This window comes from Hymenobacter sp. BT188 (assembly GCF_014333585.1).
Lineage (GTDB): Bacteria > Bacteroidota > Bacteroidia > Cytophagales > Hymenobacteraceae > Hymenobacter.
The window spans coordinates 541,792-559,828 of sequence record NZ_JACSCW010000003.1 but is presented as its reverse complement, the minus strand read 5'-3'; the positions used below and the strand labels follow the sequence as shown (position 1 = coordinate 559,828).

The following is an 18,037-nucleotide window of genomic DNA, read 5'->3' as shown; positions in this document are numbered from 1 at the left end:
CTCACCCCTGATGGCCCATATTTTTTAGTAGTCTGCCTTTTCTTGGTAAGAATGTCCTTGTTTTCCCGTTCGCTGTTTTTCTCTTTTTTGCTGTTCAGTATTTCGCCGCTGTCGTGGGGGCAACAAGACCAGACTGCTAAACCCCAATCCGTAGCCCCTGCCCCGCCGCTCACCTTGCAGCAGGCCATTCAGATTGGATTGGAAAACAACTATGGCATTCGGCTGGCGCGCACCGACGAGCAGATTGTCAGCAACAACGTGACCCGGGGTAATGCCGGGCAGCTGCCCGCCGTAAATGGCAATTTCACCCGCAACTTCACCCGCAACAACGTCCGGCAGCAGCTCGGCGACCAGGACCCGCGTATTGCCAACGGCGCAGAATCAAATCAGCTCAACGCAAACGTAGCGCTCAACTGGACTATTTTCGACGGCTTGGGCATGTTCATCGCCTACGACCGTCTGAAGGCGCTGGAGAAGCAACAGCAGCAAATCACCCGCGCTACCATCGAGGAAAGTATTGCCAACATTACCGATGCGTACTATAACGTAGTGCGGGAGTCGGGCAAGATCCGCTCACTCGAAGAGGCCCTCAACATCGGTCAGCAGCGCATCGACCTTACGCAGGGCCGCGTAGATGTAGGTGTGAGCGCCAAGGTGGAGGTGCTCACAGCGCGTGTTGACTATAATGCTGACCGCTCGCTGCTGTTGCAGCAGCAGGAACTGCTGTCGGCCGCTAAAATTAACCTAAACAATCTGCTTGGCCGGACTACGGTCATTGATTTTCAGCCTACCGACTCTATCGTTGTCACTGCCGGGCTTCGGGCCGAAGAAATTGTGCAGGGTGTACTGGACAAGAATCCGCGGTTGCAGCAGGCTCGTTTGGGCGTTGATGTGGCCCGTTACGAGCGCCGCCTGATTCGGGCCGACCGCTGGCCCCAGGTAAGCCTGACGAGTGGCTACGGCCTGACGCGCAACATCAACGGCGCGGCCTTCTTTGGTACTCAGCTCGCCACCAACGTCAGCCGCAACCAAGGACTGAACTACGGCGTGGTAGCTACCATCCCTATTTTCAACGGTTTCAACCAGCGCCGCCTAGAGCAGAATGCCCGCGTAGTAGAAGAGCAGAGCCGCTTGCTACTAGACCAAACCCGCCTCAACCTTGATGCCGAAACGGAGCAGGCGCTGGCCCGCTACCAGAATCGCCTGCAACTTCTAGAGTTGGAAGAGGAGAACATTCTGCTGGCCCGCGAGAACGTAAATATTGCCCTGGCGCGCTATCGCCTGGGCCTGCTCACGCCACTGGATTTGCGCGTAGCACAGCGCAGCCAACTCGACGCCGAAGTACGACTGCTGGATATTCGCTACCAAGCTAAGCAGGCCGAAACAACGTTGCGCCGCCTCAGCGGTTATTTGGTACAGGAAGCCACTTCTCAGCCCTAACTAAGCAGTCGCTAAAAAAGCCCCCAGATAGAAATAAGAGCAGCCGCTTAACGGTCAAGGTTCTAACCCAAGCTTAAAATATACCTGTGTGGGCCGCTCCGATTTGTGTAGCGTCGCTTTTCCGTCTACTCCTTCCAATTTAGGCCTATTGGGGGGCAAAATTGAAAGGAATTCCGAGCAGGGCTACGGTGAAAAATGGTACAACTCACTCCACCATCATTATACCAGCAACCCTACATGGCTACGCGCTGCTTCTGCATGCTTTCTAGGGCTTTTCTGTCTCAACTACGGGCGCCTGCAAGTTTTGCAGCTCTTTGAGTGCTTCGCGGGTTTTCTCCAGGTTCTTGGCTTCCTTCTCCTCTTCATCCACAGGCAGCTTCGACATATCACCAAAGAAAGCCAGTATGTTTTGCCGCTGTGGGGCCGAGATATTGTCGAATTTCTTGTCGGCGAGCTTGCGCACCCATTCCCCGTAGGTTTCGTCGGCGAGGGCATACTCGCCAGCGCGTGTAGGACGCCCTGTGTCAAAGTCGGCATTTGGCAGCGGCGGCGATTTAGCCGTTTGCTCCTGCTGCGCCAGTTTGCAATACTCCCTCATCACGAGGCGGACGCTTTTCTTAAACAGCTGTTGTGCCTCAGGAGTAGGCAGTTTAAAGGCAAAAGGCTGCAGGGGGCCAATTTTGGGCAGCACCCTCACCACTAGCGATAACATCCGGGCTCCAAAGCCAGGCTTCTGGTAGTCAGTTCCATACTGGCGGCGATACTCCCGCTCACTTTGTCGGTACATATAGTCGCGACGCCGGGCTTGGGGGCTCAGCTTTCTGATTTCATCGCGCTCGGCGTGCCAGGCTGCACGGGCAGCAATGGGAATGAGCTGGCGCACGGCAAAGCGGTAGCTGCCCACCGCTAGGTCCACATTGGCTAATACCTGCCCCAACTCCAGGCCATATGTCTTTAAAAAAGCGCGCTCCAGAACGGGTTTGCTCACCTGAAAACCAATAAAGCTTTGGTAGTCGGCCGAGCGATAGCGACCACTGGCCAATTGCACCACATCGAAGGCAAACTCCAGCTGAGTATGCTGCACGGGCGCTTCGTGGTAGGTAATTGCTGAACCAAACTTAGCCTTCAGATCGGGGTACACGGAGGCCATTGCTACGTTGGTACCTGCCGGATGGCCTTTAATATCGGCCACATAATGAGCCAAGGCACCCAAAGCGAAGGCATATTCATTGCGGTCGTGGGCCTCATCGAGCAGGTTGCGCACGAAATCGCCGCTGCGTACGTAATGCGTCAGATTGGTAAATAGCTTAGAGCCAAATGGATAAAAGCCCATATCCTGAATAATTGCTCCCCCGTAGGCGTAGGACTTGGCATCAATCCACTCCTGGCGGGTGGCAGTACCAAAGCGGCTTTTAATAAGCGGCACCAAGCACACGTCAAACGTCGAATCAATGTTGGCCTGGTGAGTTAGTACGGAGTAGGCAGAAGCTGATGGCGCACAGAACAACAGAGCCGCCAGAGCGGGAAAAAGCCATTTCAGCATAGTAGGTGTGGAGAGCAAAAGGTGAAATGCTGAAGTTGGATTTTTAGAGTACTCAGTACGTGAAAGCTCAACCGGAGTTATAATAGGAAACTACGGATTTATTTTGCCTCAATGCTCACGAAGCCATAACGCTGGGGGCTTTTTCATTCTTAGAGCAACAACATCGCCACGAAGCTTATTCATCAGCCTTATAGAAAGGCACACGCAGCCGCTTATAAGCACTGCCCACAACGTTGATGTCTGTTTGCGTAACAGCGGTAATACGAATATCGCCAGTCGTATTCTTGCCTAAAACCCCTCAAAACTACTTTATCATAAACAGCTTAGCTTTCTAAGCTACCACGCTGTCACGTATAATTCAGCAGCTTTCCTTATTCCATTGTGTCGGTAAATGCATCAGGCACACCAACGCTGCTCAGCAAACCCTCGATCATTGCCATACGCCATACCCAGAACACGGAATGCGTAAGGTCGCGGCCAATTTCCACTTTACCAGGCTCCAACGCTTGACCCGGACGGCGCGGATTATTTCCGCGCACCACCAGCCTATTGGTTAAAAAGGACTCTGCGCGAGTGAAAATATTCTTTTTATCAGGGCCACGACTCCTTTTGATGAAAGAAACTTTCAAATCAGAATAGCGCGTCCAGACTGTGCCACGAGCACCGCGCCGATCAAATTGGAAGTTGCACTGGATATATTCCACTTGCCCTCGCTCGAAGCGAATCCGGGCGCTGGGCTCACTTACCGGGTTCAGGATAGCGAAAGGAGTTGGCCCAAACGAACCCACTAAACTGTGCCGCCCCTGCGGATCAGTAAAATTGAATTTAAATACCCCTTGCATGAAGCACTTACCCTCCAACCAGCCCGACACTCGCCCGATGGATAAACCCGCAATTCTAGAGTCAGGAATATTCGTGAATGGGCTGATGTTGGCATTGAGACGGGTAATAGTGAAATCAACGGGAATTTTGCTTCCTTTAGCGATTTCGGAACTCTGGAAACTTAAGTTGATGATTTTTGCGGTCCCCAGGTTTACCCGAATAGGCAAGCGCCTCAGCTGCTCCGGCGACACCACGGACAAATCAGTCGAAGGCGGGTAATTTTCATCGCCGGTAAGCTGCAGGCGCGGGTTATGCAGTTCTAGCGCTTTGGCCACTAAGATGCCATTGCGCGCTAGCGCGGCACAATCTAAGCCCACCAACCGCAGTTTGGTCAGGCGAGCCGTCAGCCGGGATGCTGACAGGCGTTTGCGACGAGCAAATTCGGCGGGTCCCATTGTGGGAATCAGAGTCAAACCATCGGCCTGAGCGATGCCAGTACGAGTATCTAAGTGCAGCTTCTCATAGTGAGCCCGGTAAAAAGGGGCATCAACTACCGCCGTAGCTGGCCCGGTGCGCACTTTCCAAGCGCGGGCATAAAAAATTCGCGCGGGGTCGCTTGCGCCCAGCGAGTCTATTCGCACGTCGGTAGCTTGCAACCGAACGGCCTGAACCACTGGCGCGCCCGCTATATTAGGCAGACGAAATTGCCCCCCAGATAAAGATACATGCCGCAACACGCAACGATTCAGCCAGGGAGCCAGTTGCTCGTGTAATGGGAGTGTTTTCGTTTTTGTGGTCGGTGAGCTTGCGAGAAGGGTCGCGTCAGGGGAAGTTAGAAGTAGAGAGTCGGCTTGCACCATCTTACGGGCTAATGAGTAAGCCTGAATACCCGTAAGGCGCACCTGCGGCAACGAGAGCGTGAGGCGTGCAGCGTTGTTTGCACGTTCTTTATTTTGCTTTACGGCCAGCACGCGCACAGAATCCAGTGCTAGCAGCTGGCGTTCGGTAGAAAACTGTAGCGCTTTTACTCTTCCTACATATTCCTTCGCCACCACGTGAGCATAAGTCAGATGAAAGGAAGCGCGACGGGCATAACCTAGGCGCTGCGAATCAGCGGCACCGGCAGCGCTGATAAGAATGTCGTGGGCTTCTAAGTCGCCGCGGCCCAGGGAAAATACAGGCTGCTGATCGGGTCTATAATTGCCCCCTACGTTAACCAGAAACAGGTGATTCAGGCGGATGCCTTTTACTTGCAGGGGTAGTCGCTCATACAACGCTTTCGACGGTCTGGTAGCGCTGGGGGGCATTTTGCCTACTTCCAGACGTATATTCTCTACCATCAATTTATTGAGCGGTACTACTCCTTTTCGCAGCAAGCTCAGCAGCCCTATACCTTGTACTCGCACCAAGTTTACATCGGCCCGCACTGGTGGAAGATGCTCATTAGCCCTCGAACTAGACCGCAGTTGTACGCCTCTCGCGGTCAGCGAGCGATTCCATAGACTGGTATGCAGCTCTCTGATTCGAAGGCTATAATAACCCTCAGAAGCCTGCGTTACTTGCTGCTCCAGAGTTTGGTGTAGCCAAGTATCGAGTTTGGTCAGTGCGACCACCACGACGCTGATCACTACAGTAGCTCCAAGCAGCCATAGTTGCCATTTGCGCCTCTTTTTCTCAGGTTGAACTTCGGTCAGGAGAGGCATAGAAGCAGCGCTATCAGGCACAAGAAATCAGGATCGGGCCCCTACATAGCACATGCCTCCGTAGTGGCTGTTATTCGACTGAGGGTGTTGCTGTTATCCTGTATTAATTTAGGAAAAGAAGGTGAGTCGAGAAAGAAAAAAGCAAAAGTGTCACTACTTTCATTTTCCTGCGTCTTTCGTACCAAAGCGCCCCAATCAACGTTACGCACCTATGTTACTTAGTAGAATTCTTTTTGCCAGCTTGCTACTGCTGCTGGCCGTGCCCAGTAAGGCGCAGCAAGTAGAAGTTGTAAAGTTTCCGGCCCTAGAAAAGCGCCTGCGCCAGCCCAACGATACAACGTACGTGGTCAACTTCTGGGCAACGTGGTGCGGCCCCTGCATAAAGGAGCTACCGTATTTTGAACAAGCCAACAAGACCTACGCCGGCCAGAAAGTAAAGGTGCTGCTGGTAAGCCTAGACTATGCTTCCCAGCTGGATAAAAAGGTAAAGCCGTTTGTGCAGAAGCGCGGGCTCAAATCGGAAGTACTATTGCTCAACGAAACAGACCCAAATACATGGCTCGGCAAAGTAGATGACAACTGGTCGGGGTCTATCCCTTTCACGCTGATGCTCAATAATAAAAAGCAGAAGCGCGCTGCCTTCGAGCAAGAGTTTACCCAAGCAGAGCTTACTACACAACTCACCAAGTTTTTGCGCTAGCCAGGTGGTCTGGTGCGTATTTTTCACTCTTAACTTGTTTGGCTCACGATGAAAAAGCTAACCTCCTTCTTCGTCCTTTGCTTCAGCCTCGTGTTGCTGAGCGCTTTTGTTCGGCCTTCCGGCGGCTATAAGGTAGGTGACACCGCCACCGACTTCAAGCTCAAAAACGTGGATGGCAAGCTCATGTCGCTGGCCGATAATAAGGCGGCCAAGGGCTTTATCGTGGTGTTTACCTGTAACACTTGCCCGTACGCTCAGGCCTACGAAAGCCGCATTATTGATCTGCACAGGAAATTTGCCCCCCAAGGCTACCCTGTGGTAGCCATAAACCCCAACGATCCCGCCGTAGCTCCCGGCGACTCGTTTGAGAAGATGCAGGCCCGGGCTACCAGCAAAAAGTACCCCTTCCCGTACTTATTCGATGAAACGCAGAACGTAGCGCAGACTTATGGTGCTACGCGCACGCCTCATCTCTACGTCCTCACCCGTCAGGGCAATGCTCTGAAAGTGGCTTACATTGGTGCCATTGATGACAACTCTGAAGAGCCTACTGCGGTGAAAACCAAATACGTAGAGAATGCCCTCAACGACATTATGGCTGGCAAGCCTGCTGCTACCAACTCTACGAAAGCCGTTGGCTGCACCATCAAGTGGAAGAAGGCTTAGAAAAAGCCCCCAGTGATAATCGCTGCGCTTTACGGTGGTAGCATTAACGTAAAAAAGCCCTCCGTTTTCAAAATGGAAACGGGGGGCTTTTTAGTAGAGAGCGAGGGATTCGAACCCCCGGAGGTTTAACCCTCAACGGTTTTCAAGACCGCCGCAATCGACCACTCTGCCAGCTCTCTAGGTCACGCGTACTAACTGTTAATGCAGAGAGGGGGGGATTCGAACCCCCGATACCGTTGCCGGTATAACGGATTTCGAATCCGTCGCATTCGACCACTCTGCCACCTCTCTAACGTTCCCCCAATTAGGCGGTTTGGGGACGGCAAAAGTAAGAGGCAATTGACAATTAGCAATAACTACAGCGTAATTATAGTAGAAATTTTACGCTTTGTCCCTTTTAAGCTTTTTCAACCGTGGCTAGACTCCGCCCGCTGATAGCTACAGGCAGGTTTGCAATGGTCCGCAGACGTCCCGTAACGGCATCTATACTGACGTTCACCTCAAAGCCCAGAATCAGGGTCATGCACACAAAATCCAGCCACACCATAAAGCCCACCAGCGTACCAATAGAGCCGTAAAAGTGGTTATAACTGTCAAAAATCTTGATATAGAGAATGAACAGAAAGGACACCAAAAAGATGAGCAACGTAGCTACCACCGCGCCTGCCGACAGGAAGGGCCATTTGTCATGCACTGGCGGCACGTAATAGTAAATCACGCAAGTGACGAGAAGGAACAGACCGGCCACCGACCCATACTTCAGCAAACTAATAAGCTGATTTGTTAACTCAGCGGGCACTATTTCGTAGAATACCAGCGTGTCGATGATGTAAGTACCGAAGAAAATGCCCGCAATGGCGAACAGGAGTACGAATGACAGCACAATGGTCAGTAGGGTAGCAATGACACGCTTGCGCACGTAGGTTCGGCGCTTAAACGACGGATATTTCTTCTCAAACGCATCCAGCAGGGCCATGATACCATTGGAGGAAAGTACCAGCGCCGTCAGAAAACCGAAGGACAGCAACCCGCCGTGCGGGATGTTGATGATGTCCTCAATAGTATCGGCCGTAGCCACATACATTTCGCGGGGCATGATATCGCGCAGAAACTGAAGGATATCAATGTTCAGCTGCGGAATAGGGATGTAGGGAATAAGCGTGAACAGGAAGATGATAGTGGGGAAAATGGCGATAGTAAAGTTGAACGCCATGTAGCTGGCCCGCTTGGTGATGCTGTCCAGCTTCAGCTCCTGAATCATGCGGTCGAGCACGTCGTACACCGATGCTTGGCCGTGGTTGAACCGCAGGCGCTTGAGCCACACGATGAACTTGCGGTATGAACGCCGGCGGCGCACCTCGGAGTAGTGGTAGCGGCGAACGGGGTTTCTCATAGATCAACGGTCAACGTACAATCGGCATAACAATTTGCCCCCCAGAAGGTGTTCATCGTTTCCTGCTTTCCTTTCCAATCACATGAACTCAGTGACAGGAGGCTGCTTGCAATCCAGAACTGTTACTTATCCTTTTTGGGAGCAAAAGTTTGGGAGCAAAAGCCGCGGGTGCTGGAGCGTCGGGGGGCAATTTAGAAGACGTAGGCGTAAGCGGTCCAGCTGTTTCGTCCTCGGTAAAGTAGGGAGCGAGCTTATTCTGGATAGCGTCCGGAATCGGAACTGGCCGCCCCGTAGCCGTGCTTACAAACACCATCAACGTATGGCCTTCGGTGAGTAGCTCTGAGCCTTCGTTGTAGATTTCGTACTCAAACATCACCCTCGACCCTTCCGCTGGCTGGCGCAGCATCAATCTCACCGTCAGCAAGTCGTCGTAGCGGGCGGGGCGGCGAAATCGGGTGCGTATCTCCCCTACCGGCATGCCTACGCCGTCGGCTTCCAAATCTTTGTACCGGATACCTAATTGCCGAAAAGCTTCCGTCCGGGCGACCTCGAAGTAGGCGGCATAGTTGCCGTGGTATACGTAGCCCATCTGGTCGGTTTCGGCATAGCGGACGCGGATTTGGATATCGGAAGTGTACATAGACGGAAGGTAGGGGTTACTTCATAATGCCGCTCCGCGTGAGAGCAGCTTGGTAGCGGCGGGCATTCAGCAGATGGTCGCGCTCGTTGGTTGCGAAGGCGTGGTAGCCGCTGAAATCTTCCTTAGCGCAGAAATAGATGTATTGGTGTTTCTCGGGGTTCAATACGGCATCGATGCTGGCAATGCTGGGCAAGTTGATGGGCCCGGGGGGCAAACCTTTGTATTTGTACGTGTTATAAGGCGAATCTTTCGCCAAGTGTACGTTCAATACGCGCTTGATGCCGAAGTCGCCGTTGGCATATACCACGGTCGGGTCGGCCTGAAGCAGCATGCCGCGCTCTAGGCGGTTGAGGTATACGCCGGCCACGCGCGGACGCTCGTCGGCGTGCTGCTGCTGCTCGGCTTCTACAATACTGGCCAGCGTACTTACCTGCGCCCGGGTCAGGCCTAGCGCTTTGGCTTTGGCATCACGGGCCGGCGTCCAGAACTTCTCATACTCCTTTTTCATGCGCTGCATGAGGTTTTCGGCCGAAGTATTCCAGTAGAGCTCGTAGGTATTCGGGATAAACATGCCCAGGATACTCGTGGTGTCGAAGCCTAGGGAGCGGGTGTAGCTAGGGCTGCTGAGCAGGCTATCGAACTCGTGCGGACGGGCGTCGATGGTGGTGCTAAGCTTCTTCGCCAAATCCTGACGCAGGCGAATATTCTGGAAAGTCAGGCTGAGCGGTGACTGAATACCACGCCGTAAGTCGTTGACCATTTCGCGGTTCGTGTAGCCATCTTTCAGCTCGTAGCGGCCGGGCTTCACTAGCTCGTCATACTTCATGAGCTTAGCCACGAAGCGAAACGAAAGCCGATCAATGATGACATTCTTAGCGTCAATCGAGTCCATGACGGCCTTGTAGCTCTGCCCCTGCCGGATAAGCAGGTAGGTCGGCTGGCCTTTGGTCTCGACGTTGGGCGTGTAGAAAACCTGGTAGAAATAATAGGAGAACGACACGAACAAGACACCGAGCACTGCTACCACGGCGGCATAACGATTGCGGCGCTTCTGAGCTTTGGCTTTGGATTCGGCGCGGGAAATTTGAGACATGAGTAGAAGAGAGATTGGGCTCACTAGGAAGAACCGGCGGCGCGAAGCACGACTTTAGCCAGTTTCATTTTTCGGGGCCAAAAGTACACGTTCTATGCTTCCGGTTTTGCTAACGCGAAAAAAGCCCCCCAGTGTTCGATTATGTTCGATTGGGGGGCTTTTTTGGATTTAAGGAGCGTAAAGAGTAACCTTCAGTAAAAGAATTGCGAACGAGTGACAGGTATTCAGCTCCCGCAGTATCTTGCCCGATTCCGGCCCGGCGCCGGTTTTCTTCGTTTTTCACCTTATATCCGCTCGCTCATGTCTGCTACCCTGCTTCGCATCCACCCCGATAATCCGCCCCAAAATCGTTTGCTGCAAGCCGTGGAAGTGTTGCGCAAAGGAGGAGTAATTATTTATCCCACGGATACGATTTATGGCTTGGGTTGCGACATTCACAACGCGAAAGCCGTCGAAAAGCTCTGCCGCATTAAGGGCATTCATCCCGAAAAAGCGAATCTATCGTTTATCTGCCACGACCTTTCCCACATCACCGACTACGCCCACGGCATCACTACGCCGGTATATAAAGTGCTGAAGAAAGCACTGCCCGGTCCGTTTACCTTCATTTTTGAAGCCAGCCCCAAGGCTCCGCGCTACGGCGGCGTGAAACGCAAAACGGTGGGTATTCGCGTTCCCGACCACAACATTTGCCTAGGCATGGTGCGGGAGTTGGGCAATCCCATCGTCAGCACTTCTATTCACGACGAGGATACGCTGATCGAATATTCCACCGACCCGGACCTGATTTTCGAGAAGTATCGCCCGCTGGTGGACTTGGTTATTGATGGCGGCTTTGGCAACAACATCGCCAGTACCGTAGTCGACTGCACCAATGATGATTTCGACATTATCCGCCAGGGTGCCGGTGATATTGAGCAGTATTTGTGATGCTTGGCTTAGTGAGAATATTCTTCCGCAAAAAAGCCCCCAAGAAAGCTTGGGGGCTTTTTTGCGGAAGAATATTCTCATATCATGTCACTTCTTGCTTCATCATAAAGCGGAGCGTTTATGTTTCCAGCGGCGATGCGACCAGAGGTAGTCAGCCGGATCAGCTTGTATGTCAACCTCTAGCTGGCGGGCGAAGGCCTCCGTAATCTGGTGGCCGTCTTTGGGCAAAGGGGTTTCACCGTCGTAGAGCTCAACGAGGCGCATTTCATAGTAGCCACGCCGTAAGCGCCGGATGCTTACGTACACCACTGGGCACTGAAACTGAGCAGCCAGCTTATCGGCGCCCGTGTAGAAAGCGGTGTCTTGGTGAAGGAAAGCCGTCCAGTATTGCTGGTCGGCGCGGCTGGGGCTTTGGTCGCTTAGCATACTCAGCACCCGGCCTTCGTTGCGGTGGCGCACCAAGTGACGGAGCGTATCGCGCATGGGCACAAGTTTGGCGCCCGTTTGAGTACGCAGCCGGTACACAAAATCTTCAAAAAACGGGTTGGTAAGCGGCTTGTACACCCCATCGGCCCGCGGACCTAGCCATACAGCACCGGCCGTAATAATCCATTCCCAGTTGCCGGCGTGCGAACCGAGCGCCAACACTGGCTTTCCCTTAGCCAGTAGCTTTTCCAGCACTTCGGGGTTGGGCATAAACACTCGCCGCTTCAACTCAGCCACAGAAATGCCCCCCAGCTTCAGAATTTCTATCAACAACTCCGCAAAGTGCCGGTAAAAGTCCTTCGCCAACTGCTCAATCTGCGCTTCGGTTTTGTCAGGGAATGAATTGCGCAAATTTTCCAGCACTACCCGCCGGCGGTAGCGCAAGCCATACAACATTACCAGATAAAGCCCATCGGCCACCACATATAGCACCGACAACGGCAAGCGAGCCAAACTGGTCAGGAACCATTCTAGCGGGCGATAATACCACGGATATGTAGTGTGGGGGGCTTTTTTCATTTAGGAAGAACAGCCGCAGCGGGCGCGTATTCGTCGGGGCGGCGCTGTAGGCGCGTGGTATGTGAGGTTAAGAGCTTGCCTTTGGCGTCGCGCACTTCTATGATTAAGTCGTAATCGCCGGCCATCAAATTGGCAATATTCATATCGCCCAGTACCAAATGCGGACCACTAGCTACAGAACGGGCCAGGCCAGCGGAAGTGAGCACATCAGCGCCGCCGGCTGCTGGCCGGATGCGGCAGCGAGTGGCCAGCACAATGGGCGCAGGAGCATCATATAGTTCAGCGTACCAAGCCAGACGGTCGGCCCCGCGGGCGTAGAGGCCGTTGGGCGTGCGGGCAAGGCTGTAGCCACCGCGGGTAAAGTTGTCGCTTGGCACAGCAGAGCGGCCCGCTGGTTGCGCCAGTAGCACAATGTCGCTCAAACGTGTTTTGGGTTCATTAAAGTCCAACACCAGCGGTTGCTCGATGGTGGCAAGGTTCTTTTTGCTCGTTTGGTCCTGCACTTTAGCCCGCAGCATGTACTGCCCATCAGGAAGTTCGATGCGCTTCTGAAAACTAATCGGGTTTTTCAACGCTATGCTCGTGTCATTCAGCACAGGCGGTTTCAGGGTGATTGTCTCCTGATACGCCGCTGAGCCATCGGCCCGAACTGCTTCCAGCGTAACGACAGCTGCTGCCTGAAATATTTTGGGAGCCCGCTTGCGATAAATCAGGGCATTGCCCGGCACGGTAACGTACAGTTCTACTACAGTTCCCTTCGTAACGGCATTCTCATTCCGAAAACGGGCTACGTCGAGTAATAAGCCGGTTTTTTGAGCTTGGGCTGCGAGGGCATTGCTGAACATGAGCAAGGCGGCAAGCAGCCGTAGGGCAAATGATTTTGTCATTTTGGCTGATTAATGGCGGGGCAAAAGTACTTCCGATCTGTTTACTATTGCAGCGTTTCCGCTTTTCGCGCCCGACTTGCCAGCATCATGCCCGTTTTATTTGAATTGCCTTATAATCCACCAATTGCCTTTTTTGCCGAACTAGTAGGGGCTGATTCCTTGTTACTAGAAAGCCACGAAAACTATCGCAAGCAAACCTATCGCAACCGGTGTCTTATCCTGACGGCCCAAGGCGTGAAGCCATTAACAGTGCCTGTAGTAGACGGTAATCGAAGCGAGAAAGTCAAAACTGCGGAGCTAGAGATAGATTATCGGCAAAACTGGGTGCACCAGCATTGGCGTACGCTGCAAACCGCTTATGGTGGCAGTCCGTATTTTGAATATTACGCCGACTATTTGCACGATATCTACGTACAAAAACCACCGCTGCTTTTTGACCTCAACCTCAACCTACTGCACTTCTATCTGCGATGCCTCCGGCTACGAATTTCGGTGGCATTTACCCCTGAATATCATCCCTCCTACCTCGACCCTATGGTGCGCGACCGGCGCGATTGGCTGACACCAAAAGCAACTGCTCACCCCGAACCTGACACTCCGTCCGAACAGGGCCGGGTGCGGCCTTATTCGCAGACCTTTGGCCTGCAATTTGTTCCTCATTTAAGCATATTGGACCTGCTTTTTTCGCAAGGCCCCAACGCCGGCAGCTATCTCGCGTAGATTTCCTTAGTGCTGCCCCCGAACCTTCGCCCGCCCTTTCCTGTTTTCAGGTTGATCCGGCCCAACCCGCTTTTTTAGCGGGGATCTATATTTTCTTCACTACCTTATCTGCATGGAAGCTAAATTCTCAAATCGAGTCAAAGAGGTCATCTCTTTGAGCCGGGAAGAAGCCATCCGGCTCGGGCACGATTATATCGGCACCGAACATCTGCTGTTGGGCATGATCCGCGAAGGCGAAGGCACTGCCATCGGACTGCTCAAGAAATTGGGTGTTTCGGTGGAAGAGCTTAAGTACGCACTGGAACAAGCAACCCGCAACACGGCTACACAAGGCACGAGCATTACCGGCTCTATTCCGCTGACCAAACAAACCGAGAAAGTTCTCAAGATCACTTATCTAGAGGCCAAAATCTTCAAGAGCGAAATTATCGGCACCGAGCATCTCTTGCTGTCGATTCTGCGCGATGAAGACAATATTTCTTCGCAAATCCTCAGCAAATTCAACGTGAACTACGAATCCGTACGCGACTCGCTGGACTATCACGGCAACCCTGCCCCCACCGACCGCGCCCCCGATACCGACGACGACGACAACGACAAGCTTTTCGGCGGCTCTAGCCGCAGCAGCAGCTCCGGTAGCAGCTCGGCTGCTAAGAAGCCTGGCGAAAAGTCGCGCACCCCTGTGCTCGACAACTTCGGTCGCGACCTGACCAAGTTGGCTGAGGAAGACAAGCTTGACCCCATCGTAGGCCGTGAGAAAGAAATTGAGCGTGTAGCTCAGATTCTGTCGCGCCGTAAGAAAAACAACCCTATCCTCATCGGTGAGCCCGGTGTTGGTAAAACGGCTATTGCCGAAGGCTTGGCCTTGCGTATTATCCAGAAGAAAGTTTCGCGTGTGCTGTTTGGCAAGCGCGTGGTGACACTGGATTTGGCTTCGCTGGTGGCTGGCACTAAGTACAGGGGGCAATTTGAGGAGCGCATGAAGGCCGTAATGAATGAGCTGGAAAAATCGCCCGACGTCATCCTCTTCATTGACGAGCTGCATACAATTGTTGGTGCTGGTGGAGCTTCCGGCTCGCTGGATGCCTCTAACATGTTTAAGCCTGCTCTAGCCCGCGGCGAAATTCAATGCATCGGTGCTACTACGCTGGACGAGTATCGTCAATACATTGAGAAAGATGGTGCTTTGGCCCGTCGTTTCCAGATGGTAATGGTGGATCCCACCACACCGGAGGAAACGATTGAAATACTGCACAACATCAAGGACAAGTATCAGGACCATCACCACGTTATCTATACCGATAAGGCGATTGAGTCGTGCGTGAAGTTGTCAGACCGTTACATGTCCGACCGCTTCTTGCCAGACAAAGCCATCGATATTCTCGATGAAGCTGGTGCCCGCGTACACATCAACAACATCGTGGTTCCCGAAGATATTCTCAAGCTCGAAGAGCAGATTGAGAATATTAAAGTGGAGAAAAATCGTGTGGTGAAGTCGCAGAAATACGAGGAAGCCGCTCAGCTTCGCGATAAAGAGAAGAAGCTTCTCGAGCAACTCGACTCAGCTAAAAAGAGCTGGGAAGATGAGACCAAGAAGAAGCGTTACACTGTGAAAGAGGAAAACGTGGCTGAGGTAATCGCCATGATGACTGGTATTCCGGTAGTGCGTGTGGCCCAGAACGAAAGCCAGAAGCTGCTCAACATGGGTGAGGAGTTGCAAGGCAAAGTAATTGGCCAGGATAAAGCGATCAAGCAATTGGTGAAAGCTATTCAGCGTACGCGTGTAGGCTTGAAAGATCCGAAGAAGCCTATCGGCTCGTTCGTATTCCTCGGCCCAACGGGTGTAGGTAAGACGGAGCTTGCTAAAGTGCTGTCTACTTATCTGTTTGACAAAGAGGATTCACTCGTGCGTATCGACATGAGTGAGTACATGGAGAAATTCAGTGTATCGCGCCTGGTGGGCGCGCCTCCCGGCTACGTGGGTTACGAAGAAGGCGGTCAGTTGACGGAGAAGATCCGTCGCAAGCCTTACTCGGTTATCCTGCTCGACGAGATTGAGAAGGCTCACCCCGACGTGTACAACCTGCTTTTGCAAGTGCTTGACGACGGTATTCTGACTGACGGCCTAGGCCGCAAGGTGGACTTCCGCAACACGATTATCATCATGACTTCCAACATTGGTGCCCGCGATTTGCAGGACTTCGGTGCAGGTATCGGCTTTGGCACTAAGGCCAGAGTTGATAACATGGATGATATCATGAAGGGCACCATCACTAATGCTCTGCGCAAGACCTTCTCGCCGGAGTTCCTCAACCGTTTGGATGATGTGATTGTCTTTAATGCTCTTGAGAAGAAAGACATTCATAAGATTATCGACATCTCGCTGGCGAAGCTCCTGTCGCGTATCCAGACCTTGGGTTACAAAGTTGAGCTGACTGAAGCTGCTAAGGATTTCGTGGCTGACAAAGGCTATGATCCGAAGTATGGTGCGCGTCCGCTGAACCGGGCTATCCAGAAGTATATCGAAGATCCGATTGCTGAGGAAATCCTTAAAGCAGAAATTGCTCAAGGCGACGTAATCACCGCTGACTTCACGGAAGGTGCTGAAGAGCTAGTCTTTGCAGTAAGTAAGAGTGGTGAAAAGACGAATCTGGCCAGCGACGAGCGGCCAGAGGAAGCGCCCGAGCCAGACGCCGATGACGTAACGGACAAGGGCAAAGGCAAGTAAATTTCATATTACCGAAAGGGCCGACTTCTTCACAGAGGTCGGCCCTTTTACTTTTCAATCATTTTCTGCTTAGATCTAAAAAAGCCCCCCAAGTTCTGTGCGTCATTTTTGCGCCCTTCGGTTACCTTTGACTTCCTAACCTAAGTAGCTACATCAATTCCCACCCATATATGTCCGATCCTCACGCCGACGCCCAACTAAGCAAACTGGAAATCCTCGACCGAAAAAATGCGGAAGCATTGCTTGGTGGGGGGCGAATTCGCATCGATGCGCAGCACCAAAAAGGTAAGCTGACCGCTCGAGAACGGGTAGATTTACTGATGGACGAAGGCTCGTTTGAGGAAATCGGCAAGTTTGTAATGCACCGCTCCAAGGATTTTGGCTTGGACAAAGAGTATTATCTAGGAGATGGTGTGGTGACAGGTTACGGCACCGTAAATGGCCGCCTAGTATATGTTTTCTCACAGGATTTCACGGTTTTTGGTGGCTCTCTAAGTGAGACACATGCTGAGAAAATTGTGAAGATCATGGACTTGGCCATGAAGAATGGGGCGCCGGTTATTGGTTTGAATGACTCGGGCGGGGCGCGGATTCAGGAAGGCGTAGTGAGTTTGGGTGGTTACGCCGATATTTTCTACAAAAACACGCTGGCTTCGGGCGTCATTCCACAACTCTCGGCTATCATGGGGCCTTGCGCTGGTGGCGCGGTATACTCGCCGGCCATCACCGACTTTATTCTGATGGTGGAAAACACGAGCTATATGTTCGTGACGGGGCCAAACGTAGTGAAGACGGTAACGCATGAGAATGTGACCAGCGAAGAGTTGGGCGGCGCCAGCACACACTCAGCCAAGAGCGGTGTAACACACTTCAGCTGCGCCAATGAGGTAGCATGCATCACCCACCTTAAGCAGCTGCTGAGCTACATGCCGCAGAACTGCGAAGAAACGCCCCCCAGCCTCCCCTACGAGCCTCAAGGCGACGAAATGCGTCCCGCGCTGAATACTATTATTCCAGAGAACCCGAATCAGCCCTATGATATTCGGGAAGTAATAGAGGGCATTATCGATGTCGGCTCATTTCTGGAAGTTCACCAGAATTTCGCTGAGAACATTGTCGTTGGCTTTGCCCGGCTAGGCGGTCGTAGCATTGGGATTGTAGGCAATCAACCAGCCGTGCTGGCCGGCGTACTCGACATCAATGCCAGTACCAAAGCCGCCCGTTTTGTGCGTTTTTGTGACTCCTTTAACATTCCGCTCTTAGTACTGGAAGACGTACCGGGCTTCTTGCCAGGCACCGATCAGGAGTGGCGGGGCATCATCACAAATGGTGCAAAGCTGCTCTATGCTTTTTGCGAAGCTACGGTGCCGCGTATCACGGTTATTACCCGCAAAGCGTACGGCGGTGCCTACGATGTGATGAACTCCAAGCACATTGGGGCCGATATGAACTACGCCTGGCCCACTGCCGAAATTGCGGTGATGGGAGCTAAAGGTGCGGCCGAAATCATTTTCAAACGTGAAATAGCCACCGCTGACGATCCGGAAGCTAAGCTAGCCGAAAAGGTGGACGAGTATCAGCGGAAGTTTGCGACTCCTTACCGTGCTGCACATCGGGGCTTTGTAGATGAGGTGATTCTGCCTGCCCAGACGCGTCAGAAATTGATTCGCGCGTTCAAAATGCTCGAGAACAAGGTAGATGTGTTGCCGCGAAAAAAACACGGCAACATTCCGTTGTAGGTCAGCCTTCAACTCTTTACTTCAGTTG

The 18,037-nt window shown here is 52.7% G+C and carries 14 protein-coding genes and 2 tRNA genes; 7 read left to right on the top strand and 9 right to left on the bottom strand.

Annotation, left to right across the window (positions count from 1 at the left end):
* Positions 1–51 precede the first annotated feature (51 nt).
* Entirely contained in the window at positions 52–1,440 is a 1,389-nt protein-coding gene (locus H8B13_RS10500; RefSeq protein WP_187310740.1) for a TolC family protein, read from the top strand.
* A gap of 265 nt (positions 1,441–1,705) precedes the next feature.
* On the opposite strand, the gene H8B13_RS10495 is transcribed toward H8B13_RS10500, so the two are convergent.
* Positions 1,706–2,983 (bottom strand): zinc dependent phospholipase C family protein, encoded by a 1,278-nt coding sequence (locus H8B13_RS10495; RefSeq protein ID WP_187310739.1) that lies wholly within the window; start codon positions 2,981–2,983, stop codon positions 1,706–1,708.
* A gap of 371 nt (positions 2,984–3,354) precedes the next feature.
* Entirely contained in the window at positions 3,355–5,508 is a 2,154-nt protein-coding gene (locus H8B13_RS10490; protein ID WP_187310738.1) for a hypothetical protein, read from the bottom strand.
* Positions 5,509–5,719: 211 nt separating this feature from the next.
* Between H8B13_RS10490 and H8B13_RS10485 the strand changes: the two genes are divergently transcribed.
* Both H8B13_RS10485 and H8B13_RS10480 read left to right on the top strand, forming a co-directional pair.
* Positions 5,720–6,208, top strand: coding sequence for a TlpA disulfide reductase family protein (locus H8B13_RS10485; RefSeq protein WP_187310737.1), 489 nt, complete (start codon positions 5,720–5,722; stop codon positions 6,206–6,208).
* A 48-nt stretch (positions 6,209–6,256) separates the two neighbouring features.
* Complete coding sequence (locus H8B13_RS10480) at positions 6,257–6,874, top strand: thioredoxin family protein (RefSeq protein WP_187310736.1); 618 nt, start codon at positions 6,257–6,259, stop codon at positions 6,872–6,874.
* Between the two features lie 94 nt (positions 6,875–6,968).
* On the opposite strand, the gene H8B13_RS10475 is transcribed toward H8B13_RS10480, so the two are convergent.
* The 5 genes from H8B13_RS10475 to mltG form a co-directional block, all read right to left on the bottom strand.
* Positions 6,969–7,053, bottom strand: a tRNA-Ser gene (locus H8B13_RS10475).
* 25 nt (positions 7,054–7,078) lie between these two features.
* Positions 7,079–7,165, bottom strand: a tRNA-Ser gene (locus H8B13_RS10470).
* A 106-nt stretch (positions 7,166–7,271) separates the two neighbouring features.
* A complete protein-coding gene (locus H8B13_RS10465) occupies positions 7,272–8,267 on the bottom strand; it encodes a YihY/virulence factor BrkB family protein (protein ID WP_187310735.1) in 996 nt (331 codons plus the stop codon).
* A gap of 88 nt (positions 8,268–8,355) precedes the next feature.
* The gene (locus tag H8B13_RS10460; protein WP_187310734.1) at positions 8,356–8,907 is read right to left on the bottom strand and encodes an acyl-CoA thioesterase; all 552 of its coding nucleotides are present in this window, start codon (positions 8,905–8,907) and stop codon (positions 8,356–8,358) included.
* Between the two features lie 16 nt (positions 8,908–8,923).
* Positions 8,924–10,000, bottom strand: a complete 1,077-nt coding sequence (mltG, locus tag H8B13_RS10455) for an endolytic transglycosylase MltG (protein WP_187310733.1) — start codon at positions 9,998–10,000, stop codon at positions 8,924–8,926.
* Between the two features lie 300 nt (positions 10,001–10,300).
* Here mltG and H8B13_RS10450 point away from each other — a divergent pair, with 300 nt between their 5' ends.
* On the top strand, positions 10,301–10,930 hold the full coding sequence (locus H8B13_RS10450) for an L-threonylcarbamoyladenylate synthase (protein WP_133273742.1): 630 nt from the start codon (positions 10,301–10,303) through the stop codon (positions 10,928–10,930).
* A 102-nt stretch (positions 10,931–11,032) separates the two neighbouring features.
* Here the strand turns inward: H8B13_RS10450 and H8B13_RS10445 are convergent, their stop codons facing one another.
* Together H8B13_RS10445 and H8B13_RS10440 are read right to left on the bottom strand one after the other, a co-directional pair.
* Entirely contained in the window at positions 11,033–11,935 is a 903-nt protein-coding gene (locus H8B13_RS10445; protein ID WP_187310732.1) for a lysophospholipid acyltransferase family protein, read from the bottom strand.
* A complete protein-coding gene (locus H8B13_RS10440; RefSeq protein WP_187310731.1) occupies positions 11,932–12,822 on the bottom strand; it encodes a hypothetical protein in 891 nt (296 codons plus the stop codon). The genes H8B13_RS10445 and H8B13_RS10440 overlap by 4 nt, the downstream gene beginning before the upstream one ends.
* An 87-nt stretch (positions 12,823–12,909) precedes the next feature.
* Here H8B13_RS10440 and H8B13_RS10435 point away from each other — a divergent pair, with 87 nt between their 5' ends.
* The 3 genes from H8B13_RS10435 (at position 12,910) to H8B13_RS10425 (ending at position 18,009) form a co-directional block, all read left to right on the top strand.
* Positions 12,910–13,542 carry a WbqC family protein gene (locus tag H8B13_RS10435; protein ID WP_187310730.1) on the top strand — a complete coding sequence of 211 codons (633 nt, stop codon included), beginning with the start codon at positions 12,910–12,912 and terminating at the stop codon, positions 13,540–13,542.
* A gap of 112 nt (positions 13,543–13,654) precedes the next feature.
* On the top strand, positions 13,655–16,270 hold the full coding sequence (locus H8B13_RS10430) for an ATP-dependent Clp protease ATP-binding subunit (RefSeq protein WP_187310729.1): 2,616 nt from the start codon (positions 13,655–13,657) through the stop codon (positions 16,268–16,270).
* Positions 16,271–16,440: 170 nt separating this feature from the next.
* Positions 16,441–18,009, top strand: a complete 1,569-nt coding sequence (locus H8B13_RS10425) for an acyl-CoA carboxylase subunit beta (protein WP_187310728.1) — start codon at positions 16,441–16,443, stop codon at positions 18,007–18,009.
* Positions 18,010–18,037: the final 28 nt, after the last annotated feature.

Coding starts and splice junctions, on each gene's coding strand:
- H8B13_RS10500 (WP_187310740.1), top strand. CDS start 52: ATGTCCTTGTTTTCCCGTTCGCTGTTTTTCTCTTTTTTGCTGTTCAGT.
- H8B13_RS10495 (WP_187310739.1), bottom strand. CDS start 2,983: ATGCTGAAATGGCTTTTTCCCGCTCTGGCGGCTCTGTTGTTCTGTGCG.
- H8B13_RS10490 (WP_187310738.1), bottom strand. CDS start 5,508: ATGCCTCTCCTGACCGAAGTTCAACCTGAGAAAAAGAGGCGCAAATGG.
- H8B13_RS10485 (WP_187310737.1), top strand. CDS start 5,720: ATGTTACTTAGTAGAATTCTTTTTGCCAGCTTGCTACTGCTGCTGGCC.
- H8B13_RS10480 (WP_187310736.1), top strand. CDS start 6,257: ATGAAAAAGCTAACCTCCTTCTTCGTCCTTTGCTTCAGCCTCGTGTTG.
- H8B13_RS10465 (WP_187310735.1), bottom strand. CDS start 8,267: ATGAGAAACCCCGTTCGCCGCTACCACTACTCCGAGGTGCGCCGCCGG.
- H8B13_RS10460 (WP_187310734.1), bottom strand. CDS start 8,907: ATGTACACTTCCGATATCCAAATCCGCGTCCGCTATGCCGAAACCGAC.
- mltG (WP_187310733.1), bottom strand. CDS start 10,000: ATGTCTCAAATTTCCCGCGCCGAATCCAAAGCCAAAGCTCAGAAGCGC.
- H8B13_RS10450 (WP_133273742.1), top strand. CDS start 10,301: ATGTCTGCTACCCTGCTTCGCATCCACCCCGATAATCCGCCCCAAAAT.
- H8B13_RS10445 (WP_187310732.1), bottom strand. CDS start 11,935: ATGAAAAAAGCCCCCCACACTACATATCCGTGGTATTATCGCCCGCTA.
- H8B13_RS10440 (WP_187310731.1), bottom strand. CDS start 12,822: ATGACAAAATCATTTGCCCTACGGCTGCTTGCCGCCTTGCTCATGTTC.
- H8B13_RS10435 (WP_187310730.1), top strand. CDS start 12,910: ATGCCCGTTTTATTTGAATTGCCTTATAATCCACCAATTGCCTTTTTT.
- H8B13_RS10430 (WP_187310729.1), top strand. CDS start 13,655: ATGGAAGCTAAATTCTCAAATCGAGTCAAAGAGGTCATCTCTTTGAGC.
- H8B13_RS10425 (WP_187310728.1), top strand. CDS start 16,441: ATGTCCGATCCTCACGCCGACGCCCAACTAAGCAAACTGGAAATCCTC.